At 37.7% G+C, this 23,460-nt stretch carries 23 protein-coding genes; 13 read left to right on the top strand and 10 right to left on the bottom strand.

The annotated features are described in order from the left end of the window. The first annotated feature begins 62 nt into the window (after nt 1-62). Nucleotides 63-440, top strand: a complete 378-nt coding sequence (locus tag HME7025_RS02600) for a DUF1573 domain-containing protein (RefSeq protein ID WP_109322144.1) — start codon at nt 63-65, stop codon at nt 438-440. A gap of 63 nt (nt 441-503) precedes the next feature. Here the strand turns inward: HME7025_RS02600 and HME7025_RS02595 are convergent, their stop codons facing one another. Beyond that, nucleotides 504-2,369 carry a hypothetical protein gene (locus tag HME7025_RS02595; protein ID WP_109322143.1) on the bottom strand — a complete coding sequence of 622 codons (1,866 nt, stop codon included), beginning with the start codon at nt 2,367-2,369 and terminating at the stop codon, nt 504-506. A gap of 13 nt (nt 2,370-2,382) precedes the next feature. Beyond that, nucleotides 2,383-4,185, bottom strand: a complete 1,803-nt coding sequence (locus HME7025_RS02590) for a family 16 glycoside hydrolase (protein WP_109322142.1) — start codon at nt 4,183-4,185, stop codon at nt 2,383-2,385. 155 nt (nt 4,186-4,340) lie between these two features. On the opposite strand from HME7025_RS02590, the gene HME7025_RS02585 reads away from it, so the two are divergent. The 8 genes from HME7025_RS02585 to tnpA all read left to right on the top strand — a co-directional run bounded on the left by HME7025_RS02585 (nt 4,341) and on the right by tnpA (nt 11,161). After that, nucleotides 4,341-5,399, top strand: a complete 1,059-nt coding sequence (locus tag HME7025_RS02585) for a sensor histidine kinase (RefSeq protein ID WP_109322141.1) — start codon at nt 4,341-4,343, stop codon at nt 5,397-5,399. A 2-nt stretch (nt 5,400-5,401) separates the two neighbouring features. Next, nucleotides 5,402-6,169, top strand: a complete 768-nt coding sequence (locus HME7025_RS02580) for a LytR/AlgR family response regulator transcription factor (RefSeq protein WP_109322140.1) — start codon at nt 5,402-5,404, stop codon at nt 6,167-6,169. Nucleotides 6,170-6,258: 89 nt separating this feature from the next. Then, a complete protein-coding gene (locus tag HME7025_RS02575) occupies nt 6,259-7,761 on the top strand; it encodes a lipopolysaccharide biosynthesis protein (RefSeq protein ID WP_109322139.1) in 1,503 nt (500 codons plus the stop codon). 13 nt (nt 7,762-7,774) lie between these two features. Next, on the top strand, nt 7,775-8,104 hold the full coding sequence (locus HME7025_RS02570; protein ID WP_109322138.1) for a hypothetical protein: 330 nt from the start codon (nt 7,775-7,777) through the stop codon (nt 8,102-8,104). After that, on the top strand, nt 8,101-8,391 hold the full coding sequence (locus HME7025_RS02565) for a cell division protein ZapA (RefSeq protein WP_109322137.1): 291 nt from the start codon (nt 8,101-8,103) through the stop codon (nt 8,389-8,391). The genes HME7025_RS02570 and HME7025_RS02565 overlap by 4 nt, the downstream gene beginning before the upstream one ends. Nucleotides 8,392-8,452: 61 nt before the next feature. Continuing rightward, nucleotides 8,453-10,030 (top strand): ribonuclease Y, encoded by a 1,578-nt coding sequence (gene rny, locus HME7025_RS02560; protein ID WP_109322136.1) that lies wholly within the window; start codon nt 8,453-8,455, stop codon nt 10,028-10,030. A 137-nt stretch (nt 10,031-10,167) separates the two neighbouring features. Then, entirely contained in the window at nt 10,168-10,596 is a 429-nt protein-coding gene (locus tag HME7025_RS02555) for a GNAT family N-acetyltransferase (protein WP_109322135.1), read from the top strand. Nucleotides 10,597-10,765: 169 nt separating this feature from the next. Next, nucleotides 10,766-11,161 carry an IS200/IS605 family transposase gene (tnpA, locus tag HME7025_RS02550; protein ID WP_161956196.1) on the top strand — a complete coding sequence of 132 codons (396 nt, stop codon included), beginning with the start codon at nt 10,766-10,768 and terminating at the stop codon, nt 11,159-11,161. 48 nt (nt 11,162-11,209) lie between these two features. Here tnpA and bioB read toward each other — a convergent pair whose 3' ends face one another. The 3 genes from bioB to HME7025_RS02535 all read right to left on the bottom strand — a co-directional run bounded on the left by bioB (nt 11,210) and on the right by HME7025_RS02535 (nt 14,766). Next, entirely contained in the window at nt 11,210-12,229 is a 1,020-nt protein-coding gene (gene bioB, locus HME7025_RS02545; protein ID WP_109322133.1) for a biotin synthase BioB, read from the bottom strand. Nucleotides 12,230-12,278: 49 nt separating this feature from the next. Beyond that, complete coding sequence (gene sppA, locus HME7025_RS02540) at nt 12,279-14,054, bottom strand: signal peptide peptidase SppA (RefSeq protein WP_109322132.1); 1,776 nt, start codon at nt 14,052-14,054, stop codon at nt 12,279-12,281. Nucleotides 14,055-14,148: 94 nt separating this feature from the next. Continuing rightward, nucleotides 14,149-14,766, bottom strand: a complete 618-nt coding sequence (locus HME7025_RS02535; RefSeq protein ID WP_109322131.1) for an inorganic pyrophosphatase — start codon at nt 14,764-14,766, stop codon at nt 14,149-14,151. A 156-nt stretch (nt 14,767-14,922) separates the two neighbouring features. Here HME7025_RS02535 and def point away from each other — a divergent pair, with 156 nt between their 5' ends. The 3 genes from def to HME7025_RS02520 all read left to right on the top strand — a co-directional run bounded on the left by def (nt 14,923) and on the right by HME7025_RS02520 (nt 18,519). Further along, nucleotides 14,923-15,495 (top strand): peptide deformylase, encoded by a 573-nt coding sequence (gene def, locus HME7025_RS02530; RefSeq protein WP_109322130.1) that lies wholly within the window; start codon nt 14,923-14,925, stop codon nt 15,493-15,495. 6 nt (nt 15,496-15,501) lie between these two features. Next, a complete protein-coding gene (gene pheT, locus HME7025_RS02525) occupies nt 15,502-17,937 on the top strand; it encodes a phenylalanine--tRNA ligase subunit beta (RefSeq protein WP_109322129.1) in 2,436 nt (811 codons plus the stop codon). A 171-nt stretch (nt 17,938-18,108) separates the two neighbouring features. Beyond that, complete coding sequence (locus HME7025_RS02520) at nt 18,109-18,519, top strand: hypothetical protein (RefSeq protein ID WP_154401917.1); 411 nt, start codon at nt 18,109-18,111, stop codon at nt 18,517-18,519. Between the two features lie 53 nt (nt 18,520-18,572). Here the strand turns inward: HME7025_RS02520 and ffh are convergent, their stop codons facing one another. Further along, nucleotides 18,573-19,907: a signal recognition particle protein gene (ffh, locus tag HME7025_RS02515; protein ID WP_109322127.1), complete on the bottom strand. Its 1,335-nt coding sequence runs from the start codon at nt 19,905-19,907 to the stop codon at nt 18,573-18,575. A gap of 54 nt (nt 19,908-19,961) precedes the next feature. After that, nucleotides 19,962-20,795 (bottom strand): formyltetrahydrofolate deformylase, encoded by an 834-nt coding sequence (purU, locus tag HME7025_RS02510; protein WP_109322126.1) that lies wholly within the window; start codon nt 20,793-20,795, stop codon nt 19,962-19,964. Nucleotides 20,796-20,931: 136 nt separating this feature from the next. Here purU and HME7025_RS02505 point away from each other — a divergent pair, with 136 nt between their 5' ends. Continuing rightward, nucleotides 20,932-22,164, top strand: coding sequence for an isocitrate dehydrogenase (NADP(+)) (locus HME7025_RS02505; RefSeq protein ID WP_109322125.1), 1,233 nt, complete (start codon nt 20,932-20,934; stop codon nt 22,162-22,164). 153 nt (nt 22,165-22,317) lie between these two features. Here the strand turns inward: HME7025_RS02505 and rplI are convergent, their stop codons facing one another. The 3 genes from rplI to rpsF are packed head-to-tail and all read right to left on the bottom strand — an operon-like array spanning nt 22,318 to nt 23,415. Continuing rightward, nucleotides 22,318-22,761: a 50S ribosomal protein L9 gene (gene rplI / locus HME7025_RS02500; RefSeq protein WP_109322124.1), complete on the bottom strand. Its 444-nt coding sequence runs from the start codon at nt 22,759-22,761 to the stop codon at nt 22,318-22,320. 38 nt (nt 22,762-22,799) lie between these two features. Further along, on the bottom strand, nt 22,800-23,051 hold the full coding sequence (rpsR, locus tag HME7025_RS02495; protein WP_109322123.1) for a 30S ribosomal protein S18: 252 nt from the start codon (nt 23,049-23,051) through the stop codon (nt 22,800-22,802). Nucleotide 23,052: 1 nt separating this feature from the next. After that, the gene (gene rpsF / locus HME7025_RS02490; protein WP_109322122.1) at nt 23,053-23,415 is read right to left on the bottom strand and encodes a 30S ribosomal protein S6; all 363 of its coding nucleotides are present in this window, start codon (nt 23,413-23,415) and stop codon (nt 23,053-23,055) included. Nucleotides 23,416-23,460 lie beyond the last annotated feature (45 nt).

The following is a 23,460-nucleotide window of genomic DNA, read 5'->3' as shown; positions in this document are numbered from 1 at the left end:
CTGAATCTTTGCTTTGTTATAGCTTTGCTATACATACATTGAAAAATTTCAAACGAAAAAGCATGAAAAAATTAATTGGTATTTTGGCTTTGCTAGTAGGTTTTGCATTTCAATCCAACGCCCAAGGAGCTCTTAAATTCAAAAAGGAAAAGCACGATTTCGGTACGATTGCCGAAGGAGTTCAAGCAACATACAGCTTTGAATTCACTAACACAGGTAATGCGCCCGTGGTCATTTCAAATGTTCAGCCTTCTTGTGGTTGCACTACTCCAGATTGGACTAGAGAACCGATTATGCCAGGTAAAACAGGAAAAGTAACTGCGTCATACAACTCAACAGGTAGACCTGGAAACTTTAGCAAAACGATTACAGTGATAAACAATGGTTCAACATCTCAAATCATTTTGATGATTTCGGGTTCAGTTAAGCCAAAAGCTTAAGACTGTTTTTATCTCAAATAAAAAAGTCTCCTTTTTCAAGGAGACTTTTTTTATACACTAATCTTAATCTCGATTAATTAAAGCATCATTCGCTTTCTTCTGAGTAAGTCCATTAATCCAAGACGCTATTTTGAGTACATCTTTGGCTGGCACATGTGACATCGGAGCCATTTCCGTAGCAAAGTCTGGCCAGTTTTTAGGATTCGGCTTATAGACTAATGCCAAAATTTGCTTGTCGCTATATTTCCGTTTAGAGATGTCAGTAAATGAGGGACCAATCAATTTCTCTTCTCTAGCATGGCAAGCCACACAAGTATGCTTCTTTAATAATGCCATGGCTTCATTATCTGAAATTACAGTAGTCACCTTCGCATTATCTGCTTTCGACACTTTTTTCTCTACTGCCACTTTCTCAATAATTGGAGTAGTCGACGCGTTTAACACCACTTTGTCTCCTGAAGGAATTTGATTCAACGTATAGTATGCTGTTTCATGCAACAAGGGCTCTCCTGCTTCATTTTTCACACCAGTAAGTTTAAACTCGTGGATGAAATATTGACGAACTTGATCTAATACAATACGAACTTTCTTCTTATCGGAAGAAACCACAATGCCTTTAATGGCTAAATCTTTCACATCGACAATCGGGCTACCGTATTGGTGATGATATTTATAGATATAGGATCTCAAAGCATAAGATGCAGCCTTTTTTACCGAATTCACATCCACTGCTTGTGTAAAGCTAATTTCAAATCCATCTGAACGAGCCTCAATCATATTAATTTCAAATGGCATCAAACCATTCCAAACCAAACGCTGTAAGCCAAAATCATCTTTACCTGTTGAGCCCCATCCTCTGGAAGTCATACCTACAAACATACTTCCATCCAATCCAAAACGCTCTCTCAAAATCCCAGATTGAAATCCTTCACGGTAATTAATGCAGAATCCTTGATAGACACCATTTACTTTCTCTAAGCCCATCCGCATGACTTTGGATTGTCCTTGGTCCGCCACAAAATACTGTCCAGGGAATGGGCTAAATTTCCCACCTGTAGTATCTTGTAAAATATCTGAGGTAGAAATACCCATGATGGCATGTGGAAACCAAACAGCAGGAAGCTTCAAGTTTTTCACTTTTTTGGCTGCCTCAAACATGGGAGACCCATTGTCAGGAATTTCTTCCAAAGTCAACTTAAAAGGACTATTCGGTTCTTTGGCCCATTTTAATCCACCAGGATTACCAGCAAAATCCCCTTTGGCTAAATGAGTCACACGACCCGACCCAACCCAATCACCTTGATTTTCTCCATAAAAAATATCTCCTTCTTGGTTGATGCTATAACCAGCAGGCGAACGTAAACCTGCAGCAAATGGCTCCAATTTTCCATCTGGGCTAATCTTCACTAACCAACCCCTCCATTTGGAAAATTTACCTTCTCCATAACCTACCCAAGCTAAATTGAGTGTTACCCACATATCTCCATTTTTATCAAAAACAGGTCCATAGGTATATTCGTGATAATTTCCTGAAAGTTGAAATTGATAAATGGGCTCATATCGATCTGCCACGCCATCTCGATCCGTGTCAGAAACTTTGGTTAATTCGCCACGTTGCGAACAATAAAATGCACCGTCTTTATAGGCTAAACCTAAAATTTCGTGCATTCCACTAGCAAAACGACGGTAATACGTTTGATGACTATCCTTTTGATAAGGATTCTCAATAATCCAAATTTCCCCGCGACGAGTACTAACGCCTAAGCGACCATCGGGCATGGTGGCAATTCCACCAATTTCCAAGTAGATATCTTGAGGAATGGGTAACGTTTTTATTTCATAAAAATCCTTTTCAGTTTTTGTAGATGGGCTTTGGGCCAAGACAAAGGTCGAAATGAATAATAATAAGATACTTAAGTTGTGTTTCATGTTAAAATAAGGTTTACCAAATCACTTGATATGAAATACTATTTCCTGATATAGGAATGCGTACTTGCTGCTTCCCATTAGCTAGACTTTGCACCGATTCTGAACCGCCATTCCACTGAATGAAATATTGATTCCCATCCAATGAAATTAAACCAGGCTGCACTTTCACCACGGAAGCACTTGTCCCTAAGATTAAATCAAATGAAGGATTTGTTCCTTGGGCAGGCTTCCAACTCAGGGTTCTAGTCCAACCTGTTCCAGCCGAATTAGGAACTAAATTGTCTTCTAACAACACATTATTCCACTGGTATAAATAAACAGGTCTACCATGTTGAATTCTATATCCCTTATACATCCATTGACCATTATTAACTGAATCAGGTTGAGCTTGACCACTTGGCACTAAAGGAAACTTGCCATCCATCACCTGATTTAGGCCCAATGGTTCGGCAGTCTGCGGCTCTCCTCTACTTTCCCACATTTGAGTGGCATTAAGAAATTTCCCTCTCCAAACCTGCAATAGAGCTCCTTGATTTAAATCATATGAATAATGTACACCGGAGGGATCACCTAAATGAATCACATGAGTCTTTTTAGTCCCTTGATGAAAAGCAAATGAACGCTGATAAACGGGTTCTACTTCTGCCTTTACTTCAATAAGGCCAACGGCCTCTGGGTCAGGTAGCGAAGTTCTGGCATGCAGTGCTACTAAGGGTGAACCTATGCGTTTGACGAATAAGCCCAAGGCTCTATTTCCCCAAGAGAAATCTTTGCTGAAGCTTAATTTGAATGCATGTTTTCCAGCACTTAGCACTTTGGAATGACTAACACGGTCTGAATACCAATAATCACCTTGGTTCAAGGTTTGTCCATCTACTTCCAATCGACCTTTACCTGTCCAATGTGTAATGAATTCATATGTATCTGCCTCTGGCACATTTAATTCTCCCTCATAAACTAATAAGAAGTCCTTTTGAACCTTGATGGTCTTGCCTGTAATTTCAGTGGTTTTACCTTTCAACAAAGGAGTAGCATTATTCGCTTGTAAATTAGTAAATGCTCCTTCATAATAAGCGTAGTTCAAGTCGCCCAGGCTAATTGTTGGCTTTTCGTATGTTTCATACCGTAAGTTTTTAAATGCCACTGGACCATGATCTCCTTGGATGGTAATTGGACCCATGGGAGCTTCTTTATCAAACAGAGCACCACGTGTCATCCCTGAAACTTCGATGTTCTCTTGAACCAAAATTCCGTTCAAAATCACTTTTTTGAAAATAGCATTTTTGATTTTTTTTCCTCTAGCATCAAATCGTGGTGCCTGAAAATCGATTTCAATGGTTTGCCATAAGCCTGGCGCCTTGCACGCATTTTGTCGTGGAGCATAACCTTCATATCCTTCATATCCTTTACCTCTAGCATCATCCCATCTTTCATATATTCCTCCACAGTCGCCATATTTCATACGCTGTTTCTTTCCATAAGAATCAAGTAATTGCACTTCATATCGACCTTGCAAATAGATACCAGAATTGGCACCTTTAGGAAGCATAAAATCAAGAATCAAACGGATATCTCCATGATTCAATTTGAATTTTAAATCATCGGAACGTTTGTATTTACCATTCCTTAAGGTATTGACTAAGATGCCATTACCTGGACTTACTTGAAAAGAGGTATCTGTGTAATTGGCCTTAACTGCTTGTTCGATGGTCCAATTATTACTTGGCTGATCAAACGCTCGAAGGTCGTTCAGAGGTATCTCCTGCTGGGCCCATGATACACAGGGCAATAGCAGAAAGAGGAAAAGTTTTTTCATTTTTTACAATTAGGTTTGGGTAATCTTGGGTTTAAATTCGATTCTACCGAAAAATCAATTGGCTACTTCATCGGCACAATTGGGAATATGGTAGAAAATTTATGAGAAATATAAGAATTATTAAGTTAATTTGAATTCGATGTACCCTAAAAACGATGCCAAATAAAATTTTTAGATTCAAACCCATTTTACTACATGTCATATTCTGGGCATGTTTCATGGCCTTGCCATATTGGATGAGACCTAGCCCCAATTCAACTGATCCACAGGCATTACAACGTTACAATTCTTGGACATTATTTTTCATTGCCTTTGCTTTCAGTAACATTCCTTTCTTTTATTTAAATACAGAAATTCTAATTCCTAAAATCTTAAAGAAAAAAGGGATTGTACTATACTTGATTTTACTCTCGATTGCTATCCCTGGCATGATTTGGGTGTATTATGAATTACAAGAGTTTATTATTATTTCAGATCATGTTAAAGGACGAGGAGGCGGAGGCGGATTCAGAAGAGGGCCTTTTATGGGCACAATTTTCCAATTATTGTTTATCATTGCCATTGGTGTTTCTTATCGATTCTTATCGGATAATTTAAAAGAGAAAGAGATTCAAAAAGAAGAAGAAAATGAACGATTGAAATCGGAATTGTCTTTTTTAAGATCTCAAATTAGTCCTCATTTTATGTTCAATGTATTGAACAGCATTGTCTCTTTATCTAGAAGAAGACCCGAAATGGTTGAATCAGTAGTCATTAAATTATCGGAGTTAATGCGCTACATGATTTATGAAACGACTGATGCAAAAGTTGCGATTAGTAAGGAGATGGTTTATCTTGAAAATTACATCGAGTTGCAAAAAATTCGTTTTGGTAATGATATTGAAATAACCTTCAATCATAAATTGGCAGATGTTCCCAATTCCATTGAACCTATGTTGTTGATTCCATTTGTAGAAAATGCTTTCAAACATGGTGTTGGCATGGTCATGAATCCCATCATTGAAATTACCTTGTTGGATGACCGTGAAAAATTGTATTTTGGCGTTCGAAACAAGGTGAGTTCTCAAATTAGTGAGAAAAAAGATGATAGCTCAGGTATTGGATTAACCAATGTTAAACGTAGATTGGAGTTACTTTATCCGAATGAGCATCAATTAAAAATCACAGAGGAAGGGGAATACTATCATATTGAATTAGAAATTCAACACATTTAATTATGTCAGAAGAGGTCTCAAACGAAAAATTCACGGAAGTATCATCTACCATCCTTCGATGTATTGCAGTGGATGATGAGAGTTTGGCTCTGGATTTATTGGAAGACAATATTGCGAAAATTCCTTTTCTGAAACTGGAAGCTCGTTGCAGAAATGCCTTCGAGGCCATGGAATACCTTCAAAAATCACCTGTTGATTTAATATTTTTGGACATTCAAATGCCTGGTTTAACAGGAGTGCAATTTTTGGAAGGCTTAACTCAGAAACCCATGGTGATCTTTGTGACAGCTTATCAACAGTATGCCATTGAAGGTTTTAACTTGGATGTGGTAGATTATGTGTTAAAACCTATATCGTTTGAACGTTTTCTAAAAGCCACCAATAAAGCCTTGGATTTCTTTAAAAGCAAGAAGTCATCTGGTCAGCATATCACGGATAATACCAAATTGGAATACATCTTTATCCATGCAGATTATTCATTAATGAAAATTATGCTAGATGATATTTTATACATTGAGGGCTTAAAAGACTATATTAAAATCCATTTAAAAACCCAGAAATTTCCTGTGGTTTGTCGAATGACCATGAAATCCATAGAAGAGAAACTACCATCCACTGATTTCCTTCGAATTCATAAATCGTTCATTGTTTCCTTAAAAAAAGTAGAATCCATCCGCAACCAAAAAATTAAGATTGGAGAAAATCATATTCCTTTGAGTGAAAACTATGCGGAACATTTCTACCAAACGATTGGATATCAAAAACAGTAAGGAGGCCCAAGGGTATTCGTTAATTCTCAAGCAGGCATCCTTCATTCCTCAGTAAAAAATGTAACTTTGGTTTTTGGTAACATCAACCTATGTCAATACTTAAAAAATTAGCTGGCGAGACCCTTTCTTACGGATTCAGTACCATTTTAGGTCGGTCGCTCAATTTTTTACTTGTATTTGTCCATACATGGGCATTTCTTCCAGCTGAATTAGGCATCAATGTCAAGCTTTATGGATATATGGCCATCGCCAATATTGTCTATACATATGGCATGGAAACCGCCTACTTTCGCTTCGCAAAAGAGGCTCCTCAAAAATATTACAATCTGATTTTGTCAGCGATAATTGTCACTTCAGGATTATTTACATTGATATTATTCCTCTTTTCTGACCCTTTGATGGCTCAATTAGGGTATGCAGGTAAAGGCGTATTTCTGAAATGGCTTGCTTTAATTTTAGCCATTGATGCAATTACGGCTATTCCCTTTGCTCGACTGCGTTTGGAACAAAAGATTAAGAAATTTGTATTGGCTAAGATTATTTCCATTTTAATTAACGTCAGCTTAAACTTGATTTTTTTAGTGGGTCTAAAGCCATTACATGATGGAGTTTGGGGTGTTTCTTGGCCTCATTTTTTACGCGATTTATATGATCCATCGATTGGGGCTGGCTATATTTTCATGGCAAATTTAATTGCCAATGCCAGCTTGTTTTATTGGTTAGGGACAGAGTTTAGAGCCTATCGTTGGGAATGGGATTGGAAAGAATTTAAATCCCTGTGGATTTACTCATACCCTATCATGTTCATGAGCTTGGCAGCTATGTTCAATGTCATGTTTGATCGATTATTACTTGAAGAATATTTACCGGAAGGGTTTTATCCGGGACAAACATCCCAAGATGCTTTGGGGATTTATGGGAATTGCTATAAACTTTCTGTCTTTATGAGTTTGGCAATTCAGGCATTTAAATATTCAGCTGAGCCATTTTTCTTAGGTAAGAAAAACAATGCCAACAATAAAGAGAATTTAGCTTTAGTCACGCATTGGTTTGTGATTGTTTGTACCTTGTTGTGGGTTGGGGTATCTTCCAATTTATTTTGGATACAACAATTATTTTTGAAAAAGGCCATTTATTGGGAGGGCATCGGTGTGGTTCCTATTTTGTTGTTGGCTAATTTATTTTTGGGAATATATTATACACAATCCGTTTGGTTTAAGCAGACGAATAAAACCTACATGGGAACAATTATCACATTGGTAGGTCTGGCGGTTACTATCTTAGGCAATATTTATTGGATACCTACCTTTGGATACATGGCTTGTGCTTGGGCATTTCTTTTATCCAGTGTAATTATGACATTGATGTGTTATGTTGGAGGCCAAATATATGACCCTACACCTTATCGCTGGAAGGAGGCATTGATCTATATAGGTATGGGCGCTTTGGCCATTTATTCTGGTAATTACCTAGGTCAAATTCCTATCCCTATGTTCTTCACCCAAAATGCAGGATTATTAGTAATTTTAGCCTTTCTCTTAGGTAAAGAATTTCAGTGGAAAGGCTGGAAACCCCAAATAAAAAACAGGTAATTTTCTTCGATTCATGAAGCAAGACATTAAAATGCAATACTTGAGCCTCCGACTAAAAATTAGTCAGATGGTCACACGTTTGCAAGAAAATGAAGGCACAATTCGTGAATTATCGCAGCAATTGCAATGGGCTCAAGAAAGGCTAGATCTTAAAATTGAGGAGCTAAATCGGTCGCAACGACGTTTAAAAGAATTGGAGAAAAACTTTAAAAAATCAGATAAAATTGTTAAAATTGTAGTTAATACAGATAACACAGCGGTACCGACTGCTGAACTGAAGGAAAAGTTAGACGAATATATCGTAAAAATAGATCAGTGTATTGAGCAATTGCGTCAACCATGAGCCAAAACCTACCATGTAACCTAATATTGGGCATTCAAACCATCGCGATGAAGGTTGATCCACAAGAGGAAGCATATGTGAGAAATGCAGCTAATTTGGTTAATAGATTGGTCAAATACTATGAACAACAGACAAATAGTTCAGATCCAAGTGCTGTCATGGCTTTGGTCGCTTTGGATTTAGCCATGTGTGGCATCAAGTTTGATGAACAGCATCGTTCATTAGAATCCAACATACTGAATGAAAACAAGCAATTGTTAGAATTGACTGAAATTTACGCCATATAATTAATCCCCTTTTTCTTGATTCAGTAAGGACGGAGCCAATGTAAATAAACCCACAGGTTCCATGATAATAGAAATAGTTGTAGCCATCGTTTTTTTAGCAGGTGGTGTATTTACTGGAAAAGTTTTCTTTTCTAAAGTGAATAAAAACATAGAGGATGATGCCAAAAGAAAGGCGGAAGATATCCTTAAAAACGCAGAGATCTCTGCAGAAAACCTTAAGAAAGACCGTATGTTAGAAGCAAAGGAAAATTTCCTTCGCTTGAGAGCTGAATTTGAAGAAGATACTCAAAACAAAAAGGGCATTTTAGTTGAAAATGAGCAAAAACTACGTGAAAAAGAGCGTCAATTGACGCAGCAACAAGAGCAACAAAGGCAAGCTGATCAAGAGCTTCAATCTCAGAAGCAGAGCTTACAATCGAAAGAGGAAAATTACCGTAAGAAGTTAGAGGATGTTGAGAGAAAGCGATTAGAAGCAGAAGCTATGTTGGCTAATCAAATTAGTCAATTGGAAAAAATTGCTGGTTTATCTGCTGATGAGGCACGCCAGCAAATCATGGATGCGTTGAAAGCAGAAGCTGAAAGTAAGGCAAGTTCATTGGTGAAACAGGCTATTGAAGAGGCTAAATTAACGGCTACGAAAGAAGCCAAAAAGGTGGTTATTGAAACAATCCAACGTACCGCCGCTGAAAATGCTATCGAAAACTGTGTATCTGTTTTCAACATTGAGTCGGATGATGTTAAAGGAAAAATCATCGGTAGAGAAGGTAGAAATATTCGTGCTTTAGAGGCGGCTACAGGTGTGGAATTCATCGTTGATGATACTCCAGAAGCAATCATCATTTCAGGCTTTGATCCTGTACGTAGAGAGATTGCACGTTTATCTTTACACCGTTTGGTACAAGATGGACGTATCCACCCAGCACGTATTGAGGAAGTAGTCAATAAGACTAAAAAGAATATTGAAGATGAAATCATTGAGATTGGAGAAAAAACAGTGATTGATTTAGGCATTCATGGATTGCATCCCGAGTTAATCAAAATGATTGGTCGTATGCGTTTCCGTTCTTCTTACGGTCAAAATCTTTTGCAACACTCACGTGAAGTAGCTAAGTTATGTGCTACTATGGCTGCAGAATTAGGTTTAAATGCTAAGTTGGCGAAACGTGCAGGTTTACTACATGATATTGGTAAAGTTTGGCATGAAGAACCTGAGTTACCTCACGCCTTGCTAGGTATGGAGTTGGCACAGAAATACAAAGAACATCCTGAGGTTTGTAATGCCATTGGTGCCCACCACGATGAAATCGAAATGACATCGATGATTTCACCCATCATTCAAGTTTGTGACGCGATATCTGGTTCTAGACCAGGAGCCCGTCGTGAAATGATGGAGTCTTACATGAAGCGTTTACGTGATTTAGAAGCTTTGGCCACCTCCTTTGATGGAGTTCAAAAATGCTATGCAATACAAGCTGGTCGTGAGTTAAGAATCATGGTAGATTCGGAAAATGTAAGTGATGAGAAAGCATCGAATTTGTCATTTGACATTTCTCAAAAAATAGAGAAGGAGATGCAATATCCAGGACAAATTAAAGTCACGGTTATTCGTGAAATGCGCGCTGTGAATTTTGCTAAATAATAATTGAGTTTTTGATTATTTGATTGAAATATCAATTATCTGATTGGTTTATCGATTGAATTCGAGTAGTTTTATCCAACGCTGTCAAGGTTCTAAACCTTGACAGCGTTACATTTTCACCCCATTTTCTTTATTTCATGGAAATTCGTAGCCCAAATAATCCAGATGAATGGGAAGCATATTTTCAGCTTCGTTTCAAGGTTTTACGAGAACCATGGAATCAAGCAGCTGGCTCAGAGCATCTACCAGATGATCAAAATGCTATTCATGTATTAGCTATAGAAAATAACCAAGTATTAGGAGTTGCTCGAATGCATGAATCAAGTCCTCTACAGGGACAAGTTCGCTGTGTGGCAGTAGATCATTCTCAACAGGGAAAAGGTATTGGTAGACTGATTATGAAATACCTAGAACAAAAAGCTAAGGAAAACCTTTGGCAAGAAATTATTCTTGAGGCTCGAGAAAATGCAGTTCCATTTTATAAAAGCTTAGGCTATCAGATAGAAAAAGAATCGTATCTCTTATTTGGGGAAATACAACATTACACAATGAAGAAGGTTTTCTAAGCAAATAGTTTTCTCAAAAGCTATTTGATTCCCCCAATAAATCCATCGCTGAAATTTCAGTTAATTGATATTACATCTAAAAATTGATTCTTCTGTTTCAATTTATCAAAAAGTAGATTGTAAACTATTTCTGCATTCATGAAATTGAACTTATGAAAATTTCATGAATATGTCAGATTCACTAATTCAAATTTATGTCCACGCCGTATGGACAACAAAAAATAGAGAGCCATTCATCCTACCTGAATTAAAAGATCCGCTATGTAAACATATTCAAGCGGAATTAGAAAAGATGAATTGTCAACTTATCATCATCAATTCCATGCCAAATCGCATTCATTGTTTATTTTCAATTTGTTCAACCAAATCGATTTCATTCATTATCAAACAGATTAAAGGGAGCAGTTCAAGGTATATTAATTTACAATACTCTCCTCCCAATAAACTTGAATGGCAAATTGGTTATGCTGCATTTTCTGTCTCAAAATTGGCTTTGAATAAGGTCTATGAGTACATCAAATTTCAACATGATATCCATGGATTTAAATCCATGGATAATAAATAAAAAAGGCCGGGATTTAAATCCCGGCCCTCCCATTAACATAAGAAATTCTTAATGAATATGCTCTAACCCTTGAGCACTTGGTATTTGATTAAACTCAATACCAAGCTTCTTCGCATCTTTAAAAGCCTCCTTCGGTTTGATACTCAAAATCTGAAATAATTCAGCGTCCGACTTAGCATCTGGATTAGGTGTTGTCAATAACACATCCCCAGAAAATATAGAATTTGCTCCTGCCATAAAACAGAAAGCCTGACCTTCATAATTCAACTCCAACCTTCCTGCAGATAATCGAACAGCTGATTTAGGCATCATAATTCTAGCCGTGGCAATTACACGTACCAATTCCCAAACAGAAGCCGTTTTTTGGTTTTCAAATGGCGTACCTTCCACAGGAACTAAATTATTAACAGGAACTGATTCAGGGTGTTCAGGTAAGTTAGCTAATGTTAACAACATCCCTATGCGATCATCCACACTTTCACCCATCCCAATGATACCGCCCGAACAAACAGAAATTTTTGCTTTACGTACATTTCCTAAAGTCTCTAAACGATCATCATAGGTACGTGTAGAAATCACATCTTCGTAATATTCTTCGCTGGTATCAATATTGTGATTATATGCATATAATCCTGCTTCTTTCAAGCGCTCAGCTTGCTGCTCGCTCAGCATACCCAAGGTACAACAAACTTCCATGCCTAGGGAATTAACTCCCTTCACCATGTCAATTACTTTATCAAAATCAGAATTGTCCCTTACCTCTCTCCAAGCAGCTCCCATGCAAAAACGAGAACTCCCATTTTCCTTAGCACGTAATGCCGCTTCAATTACCTCATTATAAGGCAACAACTTTTGAACTTTTACATTAGTATGATATCGTGCTGCTTGAGAACAATAAGAACAATCCTCTGGACATCCTCCTGTTTTTATAGATAATAAAGTACTTATTTGCACTTCATTGGGGTCATGAAATTGGCGATGAATAGTGGCAGCTTGATAAACTAAGTCTAAAAATGGCTGATTAAAAATGGCCTCCACTTCGGCACGGGTCCAATTATTACGAATCATAATTCAAATTTTTTTCAAAGATACTTTGAAAATCTTTTAACACGAAACTCTATTCCAATTCCATCATGTAAGGCATCATCGCTAAAAAGCCTTCGCGTTTTTTCAAACGATCTAATTCGAATACCGACTTAGCCCATGGTAAATTAGATTTTGCCCAACGCAGCTCCATTGCTTCCGAAGAAGTAGCTGATTCTAAAACTGATTCAAAAAAAGATTTAGCCTTAGGGTAAACAGCAACTTTGTATTCACCATCTTTCAACTTAGACTTTTGAGCTGCTAAAGAAATCGCTTTGTCCAACCCTCCTAATTCATCCACTAATCCAATCTTTTTGGCTTGTTCCCCTGTCCAAACGCGACCGCCAGCAATGGATTTCAATTTATCTAAAGACATTTTCCTACCTGATGCTGCTTTACTTGTGAAGCTTTCATATCCTTCATTCACCATATTTTGAATAATTGATTTCTCAAAATCGGTCAATGTTCCGGCCGAATTCATAAAATGAGAATGCTCATGGGTATTAACATGATCTTGAGTAATGCCCAATTTATTTTTAAAGAAATTTTCCAAATTCAACCATTGGGCAAATATCCCAATAGATCCAGTAATGGTTGTTGGCTGCGCTACAATAGCATCAGCTCCCATTGCCATATAATATCCACCAGATGCTGCATAATTCGACATGGATGCTATGACTGGCTTCTCCTTCTTTGCCAATAAAATTTCCCTCCACATGATATCAGAAGCCAATGATGACCCTCCAGGTGAATCAATTCGCAATACAATAGCTTTTACTGATGTATTATCTCTCAATTTGCGCAGTTCCTTCACGAAATCATCCGACCCAATGGATCCTTCTCCTCCCCTTGTTCCAACAATCTCTCCTTCTGCAACTAAAACAGCAATTTTCTTTGTTCCCTCTACTTCTGGAATTGGGTTTTTAGCATGCAAATAGTCTGATAATTTAACTAAGTTCAACTTATCCTTTTCCCCAATTTTTACGGACTTCTTCAACATTGATTCAAATAGGTCCCAATAGCTCAACTTCAACATGCCTAATTTTTCTGCCTTATTAGGGTTCATCGCTTGTAAGCTATCAGCAATTCGATCTAAACGAGGAACAGAAATCCCTTTGCTCTGAGATATTTTATTGAATACCACCTGATTAATGGAACGGATAAAGGATAAACTTTGCTCCTTGCTTTCAGGACTCATATCCTCTCGGATAAATGGCTCAACAGCTGATTTATATGTACCTACTCGGAATACCAAAGGTTCTATTTCCAACTTATCAAATGCTTTTTTATAAAACATGTATTGAACCGAAATTCCATTAAAGTCTAATAAACCCGCAGGATTTAAGTATAATTGATTAGAAACAGAAGCTAAATAATAGGCCTTTTCGGAGTATGAATTAGAATAGGCATAAACGAACTTTCCTGATTTTTTGAATTTCTCTAAGGCATCACGTATCTCAGACAATTGCGCATATCCCGCTAAGGGGATACTTACATCTAAATAAACTCCTTTGATTTTATCATCTACTCGAGCCCGTTCTAAAGCTGAAAGAATTTGAATAAGCCCAACTTTCTCTGTACTTGAGAAAAATGGATTCGGAAATTCTGCAAAAGGATTGTCTTCGTTAGAAGCATTTTCTGCCATAGGTCGATTCAAATCCAATTTCAAAATGGAATTTTCCTTAACCTCATATTCTGAGTCTGATGAACTCATGGCTGATCCTATTCCAACTAGTAGGATGATGCTAACAAGTAGGAACAAAAACATTCCTACAATCGTCGCCAGGGTGTATTTAACAAATTGCCACATATCTATTTATTTTTTTGCGAATTTGATGTCATTACATAACAATCCATCACAAAATATGTTCAAAGGAAAAATCTAACAAACAACGGAGATATGACTATCCGAAGTTTTTACGATAATCTTCTCTTGATTGACGAATCACTTCATGTGCCACTTCTCTACCATAAACATCATCAATATCCACCGCTAAAGAACTGGTCTCTCCTGGCAACATTTTGTAAGTCCAAAAATAATGTCTCAATCGCTGAACGATATCCTTGGGAGCATCTGAAATGTCTCTCCATTTACCGTAAATAGGGTCATCCTTTAAAACAGCAATAATTTTATCATCAGCCTCTCCTTTATCTATCATACGGATTCCTCCAATAGGTATCGCCTGACATAAAATATCACCATGTGTGATTGCTCTTTCGGATAACACACAAATATCTAATGGATCTCCATCTCCTTGTAAAATATCTTTTCCGGAATATTTTCTCGCTAATTCGGCAATCCCTTCAGCACAATACGTTTGAGGTAAAAAGCCATATAAGGCTGGAACTATATTAGAAAACTTTTGAGGACGATCAATCTTCAAATAGCCTGTTTGTTTGTCAATTTCATATTTAACGGTGTCCGTCGGTACAATTTCAATAAAAGCCGTCACTAATTCTGGCATTTGATCACCAATTTGAATTCCGTGCCATGGATGCGCCTTAAAGAAGTTTCTATTCATGTTATTTTTTCTGGGTTAAATTGCTACTCAGGTTTTAATCCTACAAAATTACAAAAAATATGCTGAAATCAGTCCTGTTTAGACATTCCAAAGCATAAAGGTTTAGCGGGCATTCCATTTAATTTAGTTAAATTCGTAGTTTGAATTCTATTGAACATGATATATCCCATCATACCTTACGGTGACCCAGTCCTAAGAAAGGTAGCTAAAGACATCGAACCTAGCAGTATCGATTTAATTACCTTAGCAGACGACATGTTTGAAACCATGTATGCTGCCAGCGGCGTAGGTTTGGCTGCTCCACAAATCGGTAAAGACATCCGTTTATTCGTGGTAGATGGACGCCCTATGAATGAAGGAGAAGAAGAGGAAGATATTGATACTTCACTCATCGATTTCAAAAAAGTATTTGTCAACCCTACCATCATTGATGAAACAGGTGAGGAATGGGGGTTCGAAGAAGGTTGCTTATCTATCCCAGGTATTAGAGGTGAAGTATGGCGACCAGAATACGTCAAAATTCACTATTATACGGAACATTGGGAGGAAAAAGAAGAAGTATTCGAAGGCTTAGCTGCCCGAATCATTCAACATGAATATGACCATATTGAAGGCATCCTTTTCACTGACCATTTAAATGTGGTTAAAAAGCGCCTCATCAAAAATAAATTAACGGATATCACCCGCGGAAAGGTTTCTGTGGATTATAAAATGAAATTCCCTAGGTAATCGAATATGAAGATTTCAACAACTTGGCTTAACGATTTTATAGACTTATCACAACTTCCTCAACAAGGTAGTCCAGAAGAACTGGATGTCTTATTAACCAATACAGGATTAGAAGTAGAAGGTATTGAAGCGCACGATCAAATTCCTGGTGGCTTAAAAGGATTTGTAGTAGGCGAAGTTATCAGCTGTGAAAAATTCCAAGTCAAAGAAAAAGCATTGAGTGCCACTACAGTTGATGTAGGACAGGATGAATTACTTCAAATTGTTTGTGGTGCGGCTAATGTAGCTCAAGGTCAAAAAGTTATCGTTGCCACACCTGGTACTACTTTATATGACAAAGAAGCTAAACCCGTTTTTACCATTGAAAAGAGAAAAGTATACGGTCAAGTCTCTGAAGGAATGATTTGTGCTGAAGATGAAATAGGTATTGGCGATTCGCATGATGGCATTTTAGTATTAGAAACCAATCTAGCCAATGGCACTCCAGCTACCACCTATTTCAATATCCAATCAGATTTAGTACTAGAAATTGGCCTTACTCCTAACCGAGCAGATGCCGCTTCTCACTGGGGTGTAGCCAGAGATATTCGTGCTGTCAGTGGATTGGACATCCAATTACCTGATGTTAGTTCCTTCCAAGAGGGCACCAACACTTTCCCTATTCAAGTTCAAATCGAAGACGAAGGTTGTACTCGTTTTTGCGGTATTAGTATAGATCAAGTCAAAGTTGGTCCATCTCCTGAATGGCTGATAGATCGCTTGCAAGCGATTGGTTTACGTCCAATTAATAACATTGTCGATATCACCAATTTTATTTGCCATGGCTTAGGTCAACCTATGCATGCCTATGACTGGGAACAAATTAATGGTCAACAATTAATTGTTAAGACTTTAGCCGCCGGAACTACCTTTACAACTTTAGATGGTATTGAACGTAAATTAGATGGAGAAGAAATCATGATTTGTGATGCATCTGGCCCAATTGGCTTAGCAGGAATCATGGGTGGCTCAAACTCTAGCATACAAGAAAATACAACTCGAGTATTTTTGGAAGTAGCACATTTTAGACCTGAACGCATCCGTAAGTCGTCACAAGTCCATAGCCTAAAAACAGATGCCTCATTTCGTTTTGAACGTGGTACTGACGTAGAAGCTAAATTATTGGCTTTACAATATGCCACGATCTTGATTCAAGAATTAGCAGGTGGGCAAGTAGCTTCTCAATTAGTTGACTACTACCCAAATCAACCTGAGTTGGCACATATCGACATGACTTATGAGCGTATTCATGCCATCATGGGAATTGAATTAGCACCTGAGCGTATCCAAGAAATTTTAGTTGCCTTGGATTTTGAATTAAAGAATTCAAGTTCCACAGGTTTCACAGCGATTGCTCCTGCCTATCGAGTGGATGTAACTAGGGAAGCAGATGTCATCGAAGAAATTTTGAGAATTCATGGCTTGGATAATATCCCATTATCAGAACATTTAAGTGCACATTTCATCTCTGAATTTCCAGCATTGGACAAAGAGAAAGTCCAACAAACGATTGCTTATCAATTGGCAGCCAAAGGATTTCAAGAAATCATTAGCAACTCCCTAACTAAAGCTGAGTTTCATACTTGGATCGAAAAAGATATTAGCTTTGAATCAGTAGAGATTTTAAATAAACTTTCTGAGGATTTAGGCGTGATGCGCCAGCACATGGTTTTCCATGGATTAGAGGCTCTAGCACATAATATCAACCGCCGTCAGAAGGATTTAAAATTAGTGGAGTTTGGTAAAACTTACCATAAAAAAGGCGCTAAATACATTGAAAAGCGCCATGCCGCTCTATATGCCACAGGTTTATGGCAAGGTGAAACATGGGATCAAGCTCCACAAAAAACGCAATTATATCATTTGTTTCAAGTGTGTAAAGCTGTGATGCAACACTTAGGCAACAAACCTTTTGATACGGAAGTCATTGAAGGATCATCCGTTTTTGCCTATGGATTACGCATCTCTGTTCAAAAGAAAACTTGCCTAGAATTAGGTATGATACATCCGAATTTAGCTGAGAAATTTGATGTCAAACAAGATGTGTTCATGGCGGATTTCGACTGGGATTATTGGGTAAAACAAGAGAAAACAGATTTTGTCTACCAAGAAATAGCTAAGTTCCCCGAGGTGCGTCGTGATTTATCCTTGGTCATCGATAAAGAAGTGAGTTTCCAAGCAATCCAACGAGTAGCCGAACAAACCGAAAAAAATATCTTGAAACAAGTGGCCTTATTTGATGTCTATGAGGGCAAAAATTTAGGTGAAGGCAAAAAGTCTTATTCCATCAGTTTCATCTTGCAAGATGAAAACCAAACCTTGACCGACAAGGTGATTGATTCCACCATGGAGCGATTCATCCAGCGTTTTGAGAAGGAATTAGGAGCTATCATTCGGAAGTAATTCCAAATTCAATTTGTATTAAATTATAAGTTTATTGATAAAAAATTATCAGTAAACTTATAATTTATTTATCCCCCTATTGTTCCTTCTATAAAATCCATATTTTGGCATAGTGAATAAGCCCCCTGCCTAAGCTTGGGAATTCTTTATAATACATTAACCACTAATACATTGAATACGATTCTTTATTTACATAAAGTACCAGCGTACTTTACCCATATCATTCCAACCAAATTGGAAGTTAATGGTGTTATCTTCCCATTACAAGATGACATTTCCTTGTGGAGCATATCCAAAGGCTATGGCCATTACAAATTACGATTGGTTTTCTTTGGACTAATCAAATCAAAAGCTTTAATTATTTCAGCAAATAAACCTTTCATTCACATGAAAGTGGTATTAATTCGGTATAAAATCCCTCATTTTACATTAAGTATGATGGCCGTAAGTTTTCCATTAGTTTATAAAATCAATTCCAAAGTCATGGCCTACGCATTTCTAATTATTTCACCTATTACCTACATGTTGGATGCATTAACACATCTTGTCGAAATCCAAGAAACTAATCCACCTTCAAGATAAACCAACAAAAAAGGGAGCCGAAGCTCCCTTTCTCTATATCATCATGGTAAAGCTTATCGCTTCATCATATTGGCCATATTCGGCATTTTCATCTTACCATCTTGAACCTTATTCATCATACGCATCATCTTACGCATATCTTCAAATTGCTTCAACAGATTATTCACTTGTTGAATCGAAGTTCCCGAACCCACTGCAATACGATTTTTACGGGAAGGGTTCAATATATCTGGATTTTGACGCTCTTTCAAGGTCATGGATTGAATAATGGCTTCAATTGGCTTGAATGAATCATTGGAAATATCCACATCTTTCACAGCTTGTCCCATGCCCGGTACCATACCCATCAAATCCTTGATATTCCCCATCTTCTTGATTTGCTGCAACTGCGCATAAAAATCTTCAAATGAGAAATTATTCTGACGAATCTTCTTGTTCAATCGAGCTGCCTCATCCTCATCAAATGCTTGCTGTGCTCTTTCTACCAAGGAAAGTACGTCACCCATACCCAAAATACGGTTAGCCATACGATCAGGATAAAACTGATCCAAAGCTTCCATCTTTTCGCCGGTAGAGATAAACTTGATTGGCTTTTCTACCACCTGACGGATAGATAATGCCGCCCCACCTCGTGAATCACCATCCAATTTGGTCAATACCACCCCATCAAAATCCAAACGATCATTGAAGGTTTTAGCTGTATTTACCGCATCTTGACCTGTCATGGAATCTACCACAAACAAAATCTCCGTTGGCTTAATGGCTGCTTTTACAGCCGCAATTTCATTCATCATGGCTTCATCCACGGCCAAACGACCGGCGGTATCCACAATCACGACTTTCTTACCCATCTTTCGGGCATAAGACAATGCGTTCTCAGCTATGCTAACGGCATTTTTATTCTCAGGTTCCGCATACACCTCTACCCCAACTTGCTCACCCAATACTTTCAACTGATCAATCGCCGCAGGACGGTAAATATCACAGGCTACTAATAAAACTTGGCGACCTCCCTTTTTAATGTATTGAGCTAATTTTCCAGAAAAAGTAGTCTTACCAGAACCTTGAAGACCTGCAATCAATACTACCGAAGGATCACCTTTTAGATTGATTTCTTGTTTTTGCCCTCCCATCAATTGAGTCAGCTCCTCATGAACAATCTTCACCAACAATTGACCTGGTTCCACCGAAATCAAAATCTTTTGCCCCAAAGCCTGCTCCTTAATCCGATCAGTTATTTCTTTGGCAACTTTATAGTTCACGTCGGCATCCATCAAGGCTCTTCTAATTTCCTTCACAGTTGCCGCTACATTGACATCAGTAATTCGGCCATTCCCCTTCAGGGTACGCATGGCAGAGTTTAACTTCGAACTTAAATTCTCAAACATAATTTTGAATCGATTAAAAAAAGGGAATGCAATTTACGCTTTTTCAAGCAAAAATTATTCAAAAAGTATGGTCTTGTTTTGATGAATAAACACTCGATCCTCCAAAACCAAACGTAAAGCCTTGGCTAAGACAATTTTTTCTACATCTTTCCCCGCCTTGGACATATCCTTAGCTGAATAAGTATGGTTGACTGGGACAATTTCCTGACAAATAATTGGGCCCTCATCTAAATCGTCCGTCACAAAATGGGCCGTAGCACCAATGATCTTCACGCCCCGATTAAAGGCTTGTTGATATGGTCTAGCCCCAATGAAAGCTGGCAAAAAGGAATGATGTATATTGATTAACTTACCTATATATTTCAAAGAGAATTGAGGCGTTAGAATCCGCATGTATTTAGCCAATACAATTAAATCAGGCTGATAATAAGCAATTTGCTGATTGACTAATCCTTCATGAGCCTCTCTATCCATTCCTTCCGCTGAAATAAAATGAAAGGGTACATGAAATTGTTGACACAAAGGGGCTAAATCTTCATGATTCCCAATAACAGCTTCCACTTTAAAATTCAGATCTTGGTATTGGTACTTAATCAATAATTCGCCCAAACAGTGGTGCTCTTTGGTTACTAAAATTAAAACCCGCTTTTGCTTAGGTGGAATAATTTCCACTTCAGCTTGCTCAGGTAAAATAGAGTACAATTGATCTTGAACTAAAGCCAAATCACAAAGACCCGTAAAGGAAATACGCATAAAGAAACGATCCGACTCCTCATCCACAAACTCATTGGTTCGAGTCACGTTGACTAATTGTTCAAATAAGATACCTGTGATTTTGTGAACCAAACCCTTCTCATCCTTACATGCAATTTTAATAATCGTCTCCATGAAAAATTTATTCGTAAATTCTTCAAATTTAGCCTGAAATAATGGAGTAAAAAAGATTTAGTCTTTACCTTTGCAAGATTATCAAGACGTGGTCTGGTAATTTTGTGAACGTAACATCATTTACTTGTATTAAACAATGGAAAAAATTAAAGTAGCTAACCCTGTCGTAGAACTGGACGGCGATGAAATGACCCGAATCATTTGGAAATTCATCAAGGATAAATTGATCTTACCTTATTTAGATGTAGATATTAAGTACTATGACTTAGGTGTAGAATACCGCGATGAAACCAATGACCAAGTAACGATTGAGGCTGCTGAGGCAATCAAGAAATATGGTGTAGGTATCAAATGTGCAACCATCACTCCTGATGAAGCTCGTGTAACGGAATTTGATTTAAAACAAATGTGGAAGTCTCCCAACGGTACTATCCGCAACATCTTGGATGGAACAGTATTTAGAGAGCCTATCGTTTGTGCTAACGTTCCTCGTTTAGTCCCTAACTGGACAGCTCCTATCATGATTGGTCGTCACGCTTTTGGAGATCAATACCGTGCAACTGACTTTGTAACCAAAGGAAAAGGTAAATTAACGGTTACTTTCACTCCTGAAGATGGTGGTGATGCTCAGACTTTTGAGGTATATAACTTTAAAGGTGATGGTGTAGCTTTAACGATGTACAACACCGATGAATCTATCCGCGGTTTTGCTCACTCATGCTTTAACATGGCTTTGAGCAAAGGATGGCCTCTTTACTTGTCTACGAAAAATACCATCTTGAAAAAATACGATGGTCGTTTCAAAGATATCTTTGAAGAAATCTTCCAAGCAGATTACAAAGCTCAATTCGATGCGAAAGGTATCGTATATGAGCACCGCTTAATTGATGACATGGTGGCTTCTGCCTTAAAATGGAATGGTAATTTTGTTTGGGCTTGTAAAAACTACGATGGTGACGTTCAGTCGGATACTGTAGCACAAGGTTTTGGTTCATTAGGATTAATGACCTCTGTGTTGATTACACCAGATGGAAAAGTGATGGAAGCTGAAGCTGCTCACGGAACGGTGACTCGTCACTACCGCGATCACCAAGCAGGAAAGCCTACTTCTACGAACCCAATCGCTTCGATCTTTGCATGGACTCGTGGTTTAGAATTCCGTGGTAAATTGGACAACAACCAGGCCTTGATTAATTTCTGCCAGACTTTAGAAAAAGTTTGTGTTGAAACAGTTGAGTCTGGAAAAATGACAAAAGATTTAGCCGTATGTATCCATGGAAACAAAGTTCAACATGGCGAACATTACTTATATACAGAAGAATTCTTGACAGCTTTAGATGAAAATTTAAAAACAGCTTTAGGAAAATAATTCTTCTTAAAATCAATTAAAGCCCCTCGGAAATCCGAGGGGCTTTTTTATTTACTTTATCTCATGTTGACAAAGCAACAGTAAAACAACCCTATAAAAAAAGTCGTACCAGATTAGCTCCGATACGACTTCCTATCAATTTCTAATTATTTCTTATTCAGAAACAACAGAGAAAGTTACTTTGTGCTTCACTTCTTTGTGTAAATCCAAAGTAGCAGCGTAATCACCTATGGTTTTTACTTCGCTATCGAATGAGATTTTCTTACGATCTACATCGAATCCTTTTTCTTTCAACATTTCCGAGATTTGAAGGCTAGTTACGCGACCAAAGATTTTACCGCTATCACCAGTTTTAGCAACAATCGTTAAATTCAAGTCACCAATAGCAGCAGCTAAATCAGCAGCATCTTGACGAATTTTTTCCACTTTATGTGCCGCTTGCTTGATGTTTTCAGCCAAGACTTTGCGGTTGGACGGTGTTGCCATCATAGCAAAACCTTGTGGAATTAGGTAGTTACGACCATAACCTGGTTTCACAACCACGACATCGTTCTTGTAGCCTAATCCAGCAATATCCGTTTTTAATATTATTTCCATTTTTGTATAAAATCAAATGTTATTAGGATTTACCTGGTCTATTTTAAACCGTCAGCTACATATGGCATTAAGGCCAAGTGACGAGATCTTTTTACTGCTTGCGCAACTTTACGTTGAAATTTCAACGAAGTACCAGTAATACGACGAGGCAAGATTTTTCCTTGCTCGTTCACTAACTTTAATAAGTAATCTGGATTTTTGAAATCAATGTATTTAATACCCGACTTCTTAAATCGGCAATATTTCTTACGATTACTATTTTTATCTACAGGTTCGTTTACAAGTGTCATCTTATGCTTCTGTTTTTTCTGGTTTTCTACCTACTAAACCTTTTCTCTTTTTCTCATTATACGCAACTGCGTGCTTGTCAAGGGCTAATGTTAAGAAGCGAATAACCTTCTCATCACGCTTGTACTCAAGTTCAAGCTTAGCAATTAATGCTGGTGCCGCTAAAAATTCAAAAATCTGGTAATAACCTGTGTGCTTGTTCTGGATTGGATAAGCCAACTTACGTAAGCCCCATGCATCTTCGTGAACAATTTGTGCACCGTTATCTACCAACACTTTCTTGAATTTTTCAACGGCGTCCTTTGTCTGTTGCTCAGACAAAACGGGAGTTAAAATGAACACCGTCTCATAGTTTTTTAATTCCATAAAAAATTGTTGTTAGTAAAAAATTAAAATTGGACTGCAAAAGTA

The sequence above is a fragment of the Aquirufa nivalisilvae genome, assembly GCF_003143535.1.
Taxonomy (GTDB): domain Bacteria; phylum Bacteroidota; class Bacteroidia; order Cytophagales; family Spirosomataceae; genus Aquirufa; species Aquirufa nivalisilvae.
This window is presented reverse-complemented; position numbering and strand designations above follow the sequence as displayed.

Excerpts from the sequence above, each read along its gene's own strand:
- pheT (WP_109322129.1), top strand. The coding sequence starts at position 15,502 with ATGAAGATTTCAACAACTTGGCTTAACGATTTTATAGACTTATCACAA.
- tnpA (WP_161956196.1), top strand. The coding sequence starts at position 10,766 with ATGTCAGATTCACTAATTCAAATTTATGTCCACGCCGTATGGACAACA.
- HME7025_RS02585 (WP_109322141.1), top strand. The coding sequence starts at position 4,341 with ATGCCAAATAAAATTTTTAGATTCAAACCCATTTTACTACATGTCATA.
- HME7025_RS02590 (WP_109322142.1), bottom strand. The coding sequence starts at position 4,185 with ATGAAAAAACTTTTCCTCTTTCTGCTATTGCCCTGTGTATCATGGGCC.
- HME7025_RS02570 (WP_109322138.1), top strand. The coding sequence starts at position 7,775 with ATGAAGCAAGACATTAAAATGCAATACTTGAGCCTCCGACTAAAAATT.
- def (WP_109322130.1), top strand. The coding sequence starts at position 14,923 with ATGATATATCCCATCATACCTTACGGTGACCCAGTCCTAAGAAAGGTA.
- bioB (WP_109322133.1), bottom strand. The coding sequence starts at position 12,229 with ATGATTCGTAATAATTGGACCCGTGCCGAAGTGGAGGCCATTTTTAAT.
- HME7025_RS02595 (WP_109322143.1), bottom strand. The coding sequence starts at position 2,369 with ATGAAACACAACTTAAGTATCTTATTATTATTCATTTCGACCTTTGTC.
- rplI (WP_109322124.1), bottom strand. The coding sequence starts at position 22,761 with ATGGAAATAATATTAAAAACGGATATTGCTGGATTAGGCTACAAGAAC.
- HME7025_RS02535 (WP_109322131.1), bottom strand. The coding sequence starts at position 14,766 with ATGAATAGAAACTTCTTTAAGGCGCATCCATGGCACGGAATTCAAATT.
- HME7025_RS02600 (WP_109322144.1), top strand. The coding sequence starts at position 63 with ATGAAAAAATTAATTGGTATTTTGGCTTTGCTAGTAGGTTTTGCATTT.
- ffh (WP_109322127.1), bottom strand. The coding sequence starts at position 19,907 with ATGTTTGAGAATTTAAGTTCGAAGTTAAACTCTGCCATGCGTACCCTG.
- rpsF (WP_109322122.1), bottom strand. The coding sequence starts at position 23,415 with ATGGAATTAAAAAACTATGAGACGGTGTTCATTTTAACTCCCGTTTTG.
- rny (WP_109322136.1), top strand. The coding sequence starts at position 8,453 with ATGATAATAGAAATAGTTGTAGCCATCGTTTTTTTAGCAGGTGGTGTA.
- HME7025_RS02565 (WP_109322137.1), top strand. The coding sequence starts at position 8,101 with ATGAGCCAAAACCTACCATGTAACCTAATATTGGGCATTCAAACCATC.
- purU (WP_109322126.1), bottom strand. The coding sequence starts at position 20,795 with ATGGAGACGATTATTAAAATTGCATGTAAGGATGAGAAGGGTTTGGTT.
- HME7025_RS02505 (WP_109322125.1), top strand. The coding sequence starts at position 20,932 with ATGGAAAAAATTAAAGTAGCTAACCCTGTCGTAGAACTGGACGGCGAT.
- sppA (WP_109322132.1), bottom strand. The coding sequence starts at position 14,054 with ATGTGGCAATTTGTTAAATACACCCTGGCGACGATTGTAGGAATGTTT.
- HME7025_RS02555 (WP_109322135.1), top strand. The coding sequence starts at position 10,168 with ATGGAAATTCGTAGCCCAAATAATCCAGATGAATGGGAAGCATATTTT.
- HME7025_RS02575 (WP_109322139.1), top strand. The coding sequence starts at position 6,259 with ATGTCAATACTTAAAAAATTAGCTGGCGAGACCCTTTCTTACGGATTC.
- rpsR (WP_109322123.1), bottom strand. The coding sequence starts at position 23,051 with ATGACACTTGTAAACGAACCTGTAGATAAAAATAGTAATCGTAAGAAA.
- HME7025_RS02580 (WP_109322140.1), top strand. The coding sequence starts at position 5,402 with ATGTCAGAAGAGGTCTCAAACGAAAAATTCACGGAAGTATCATCTACC.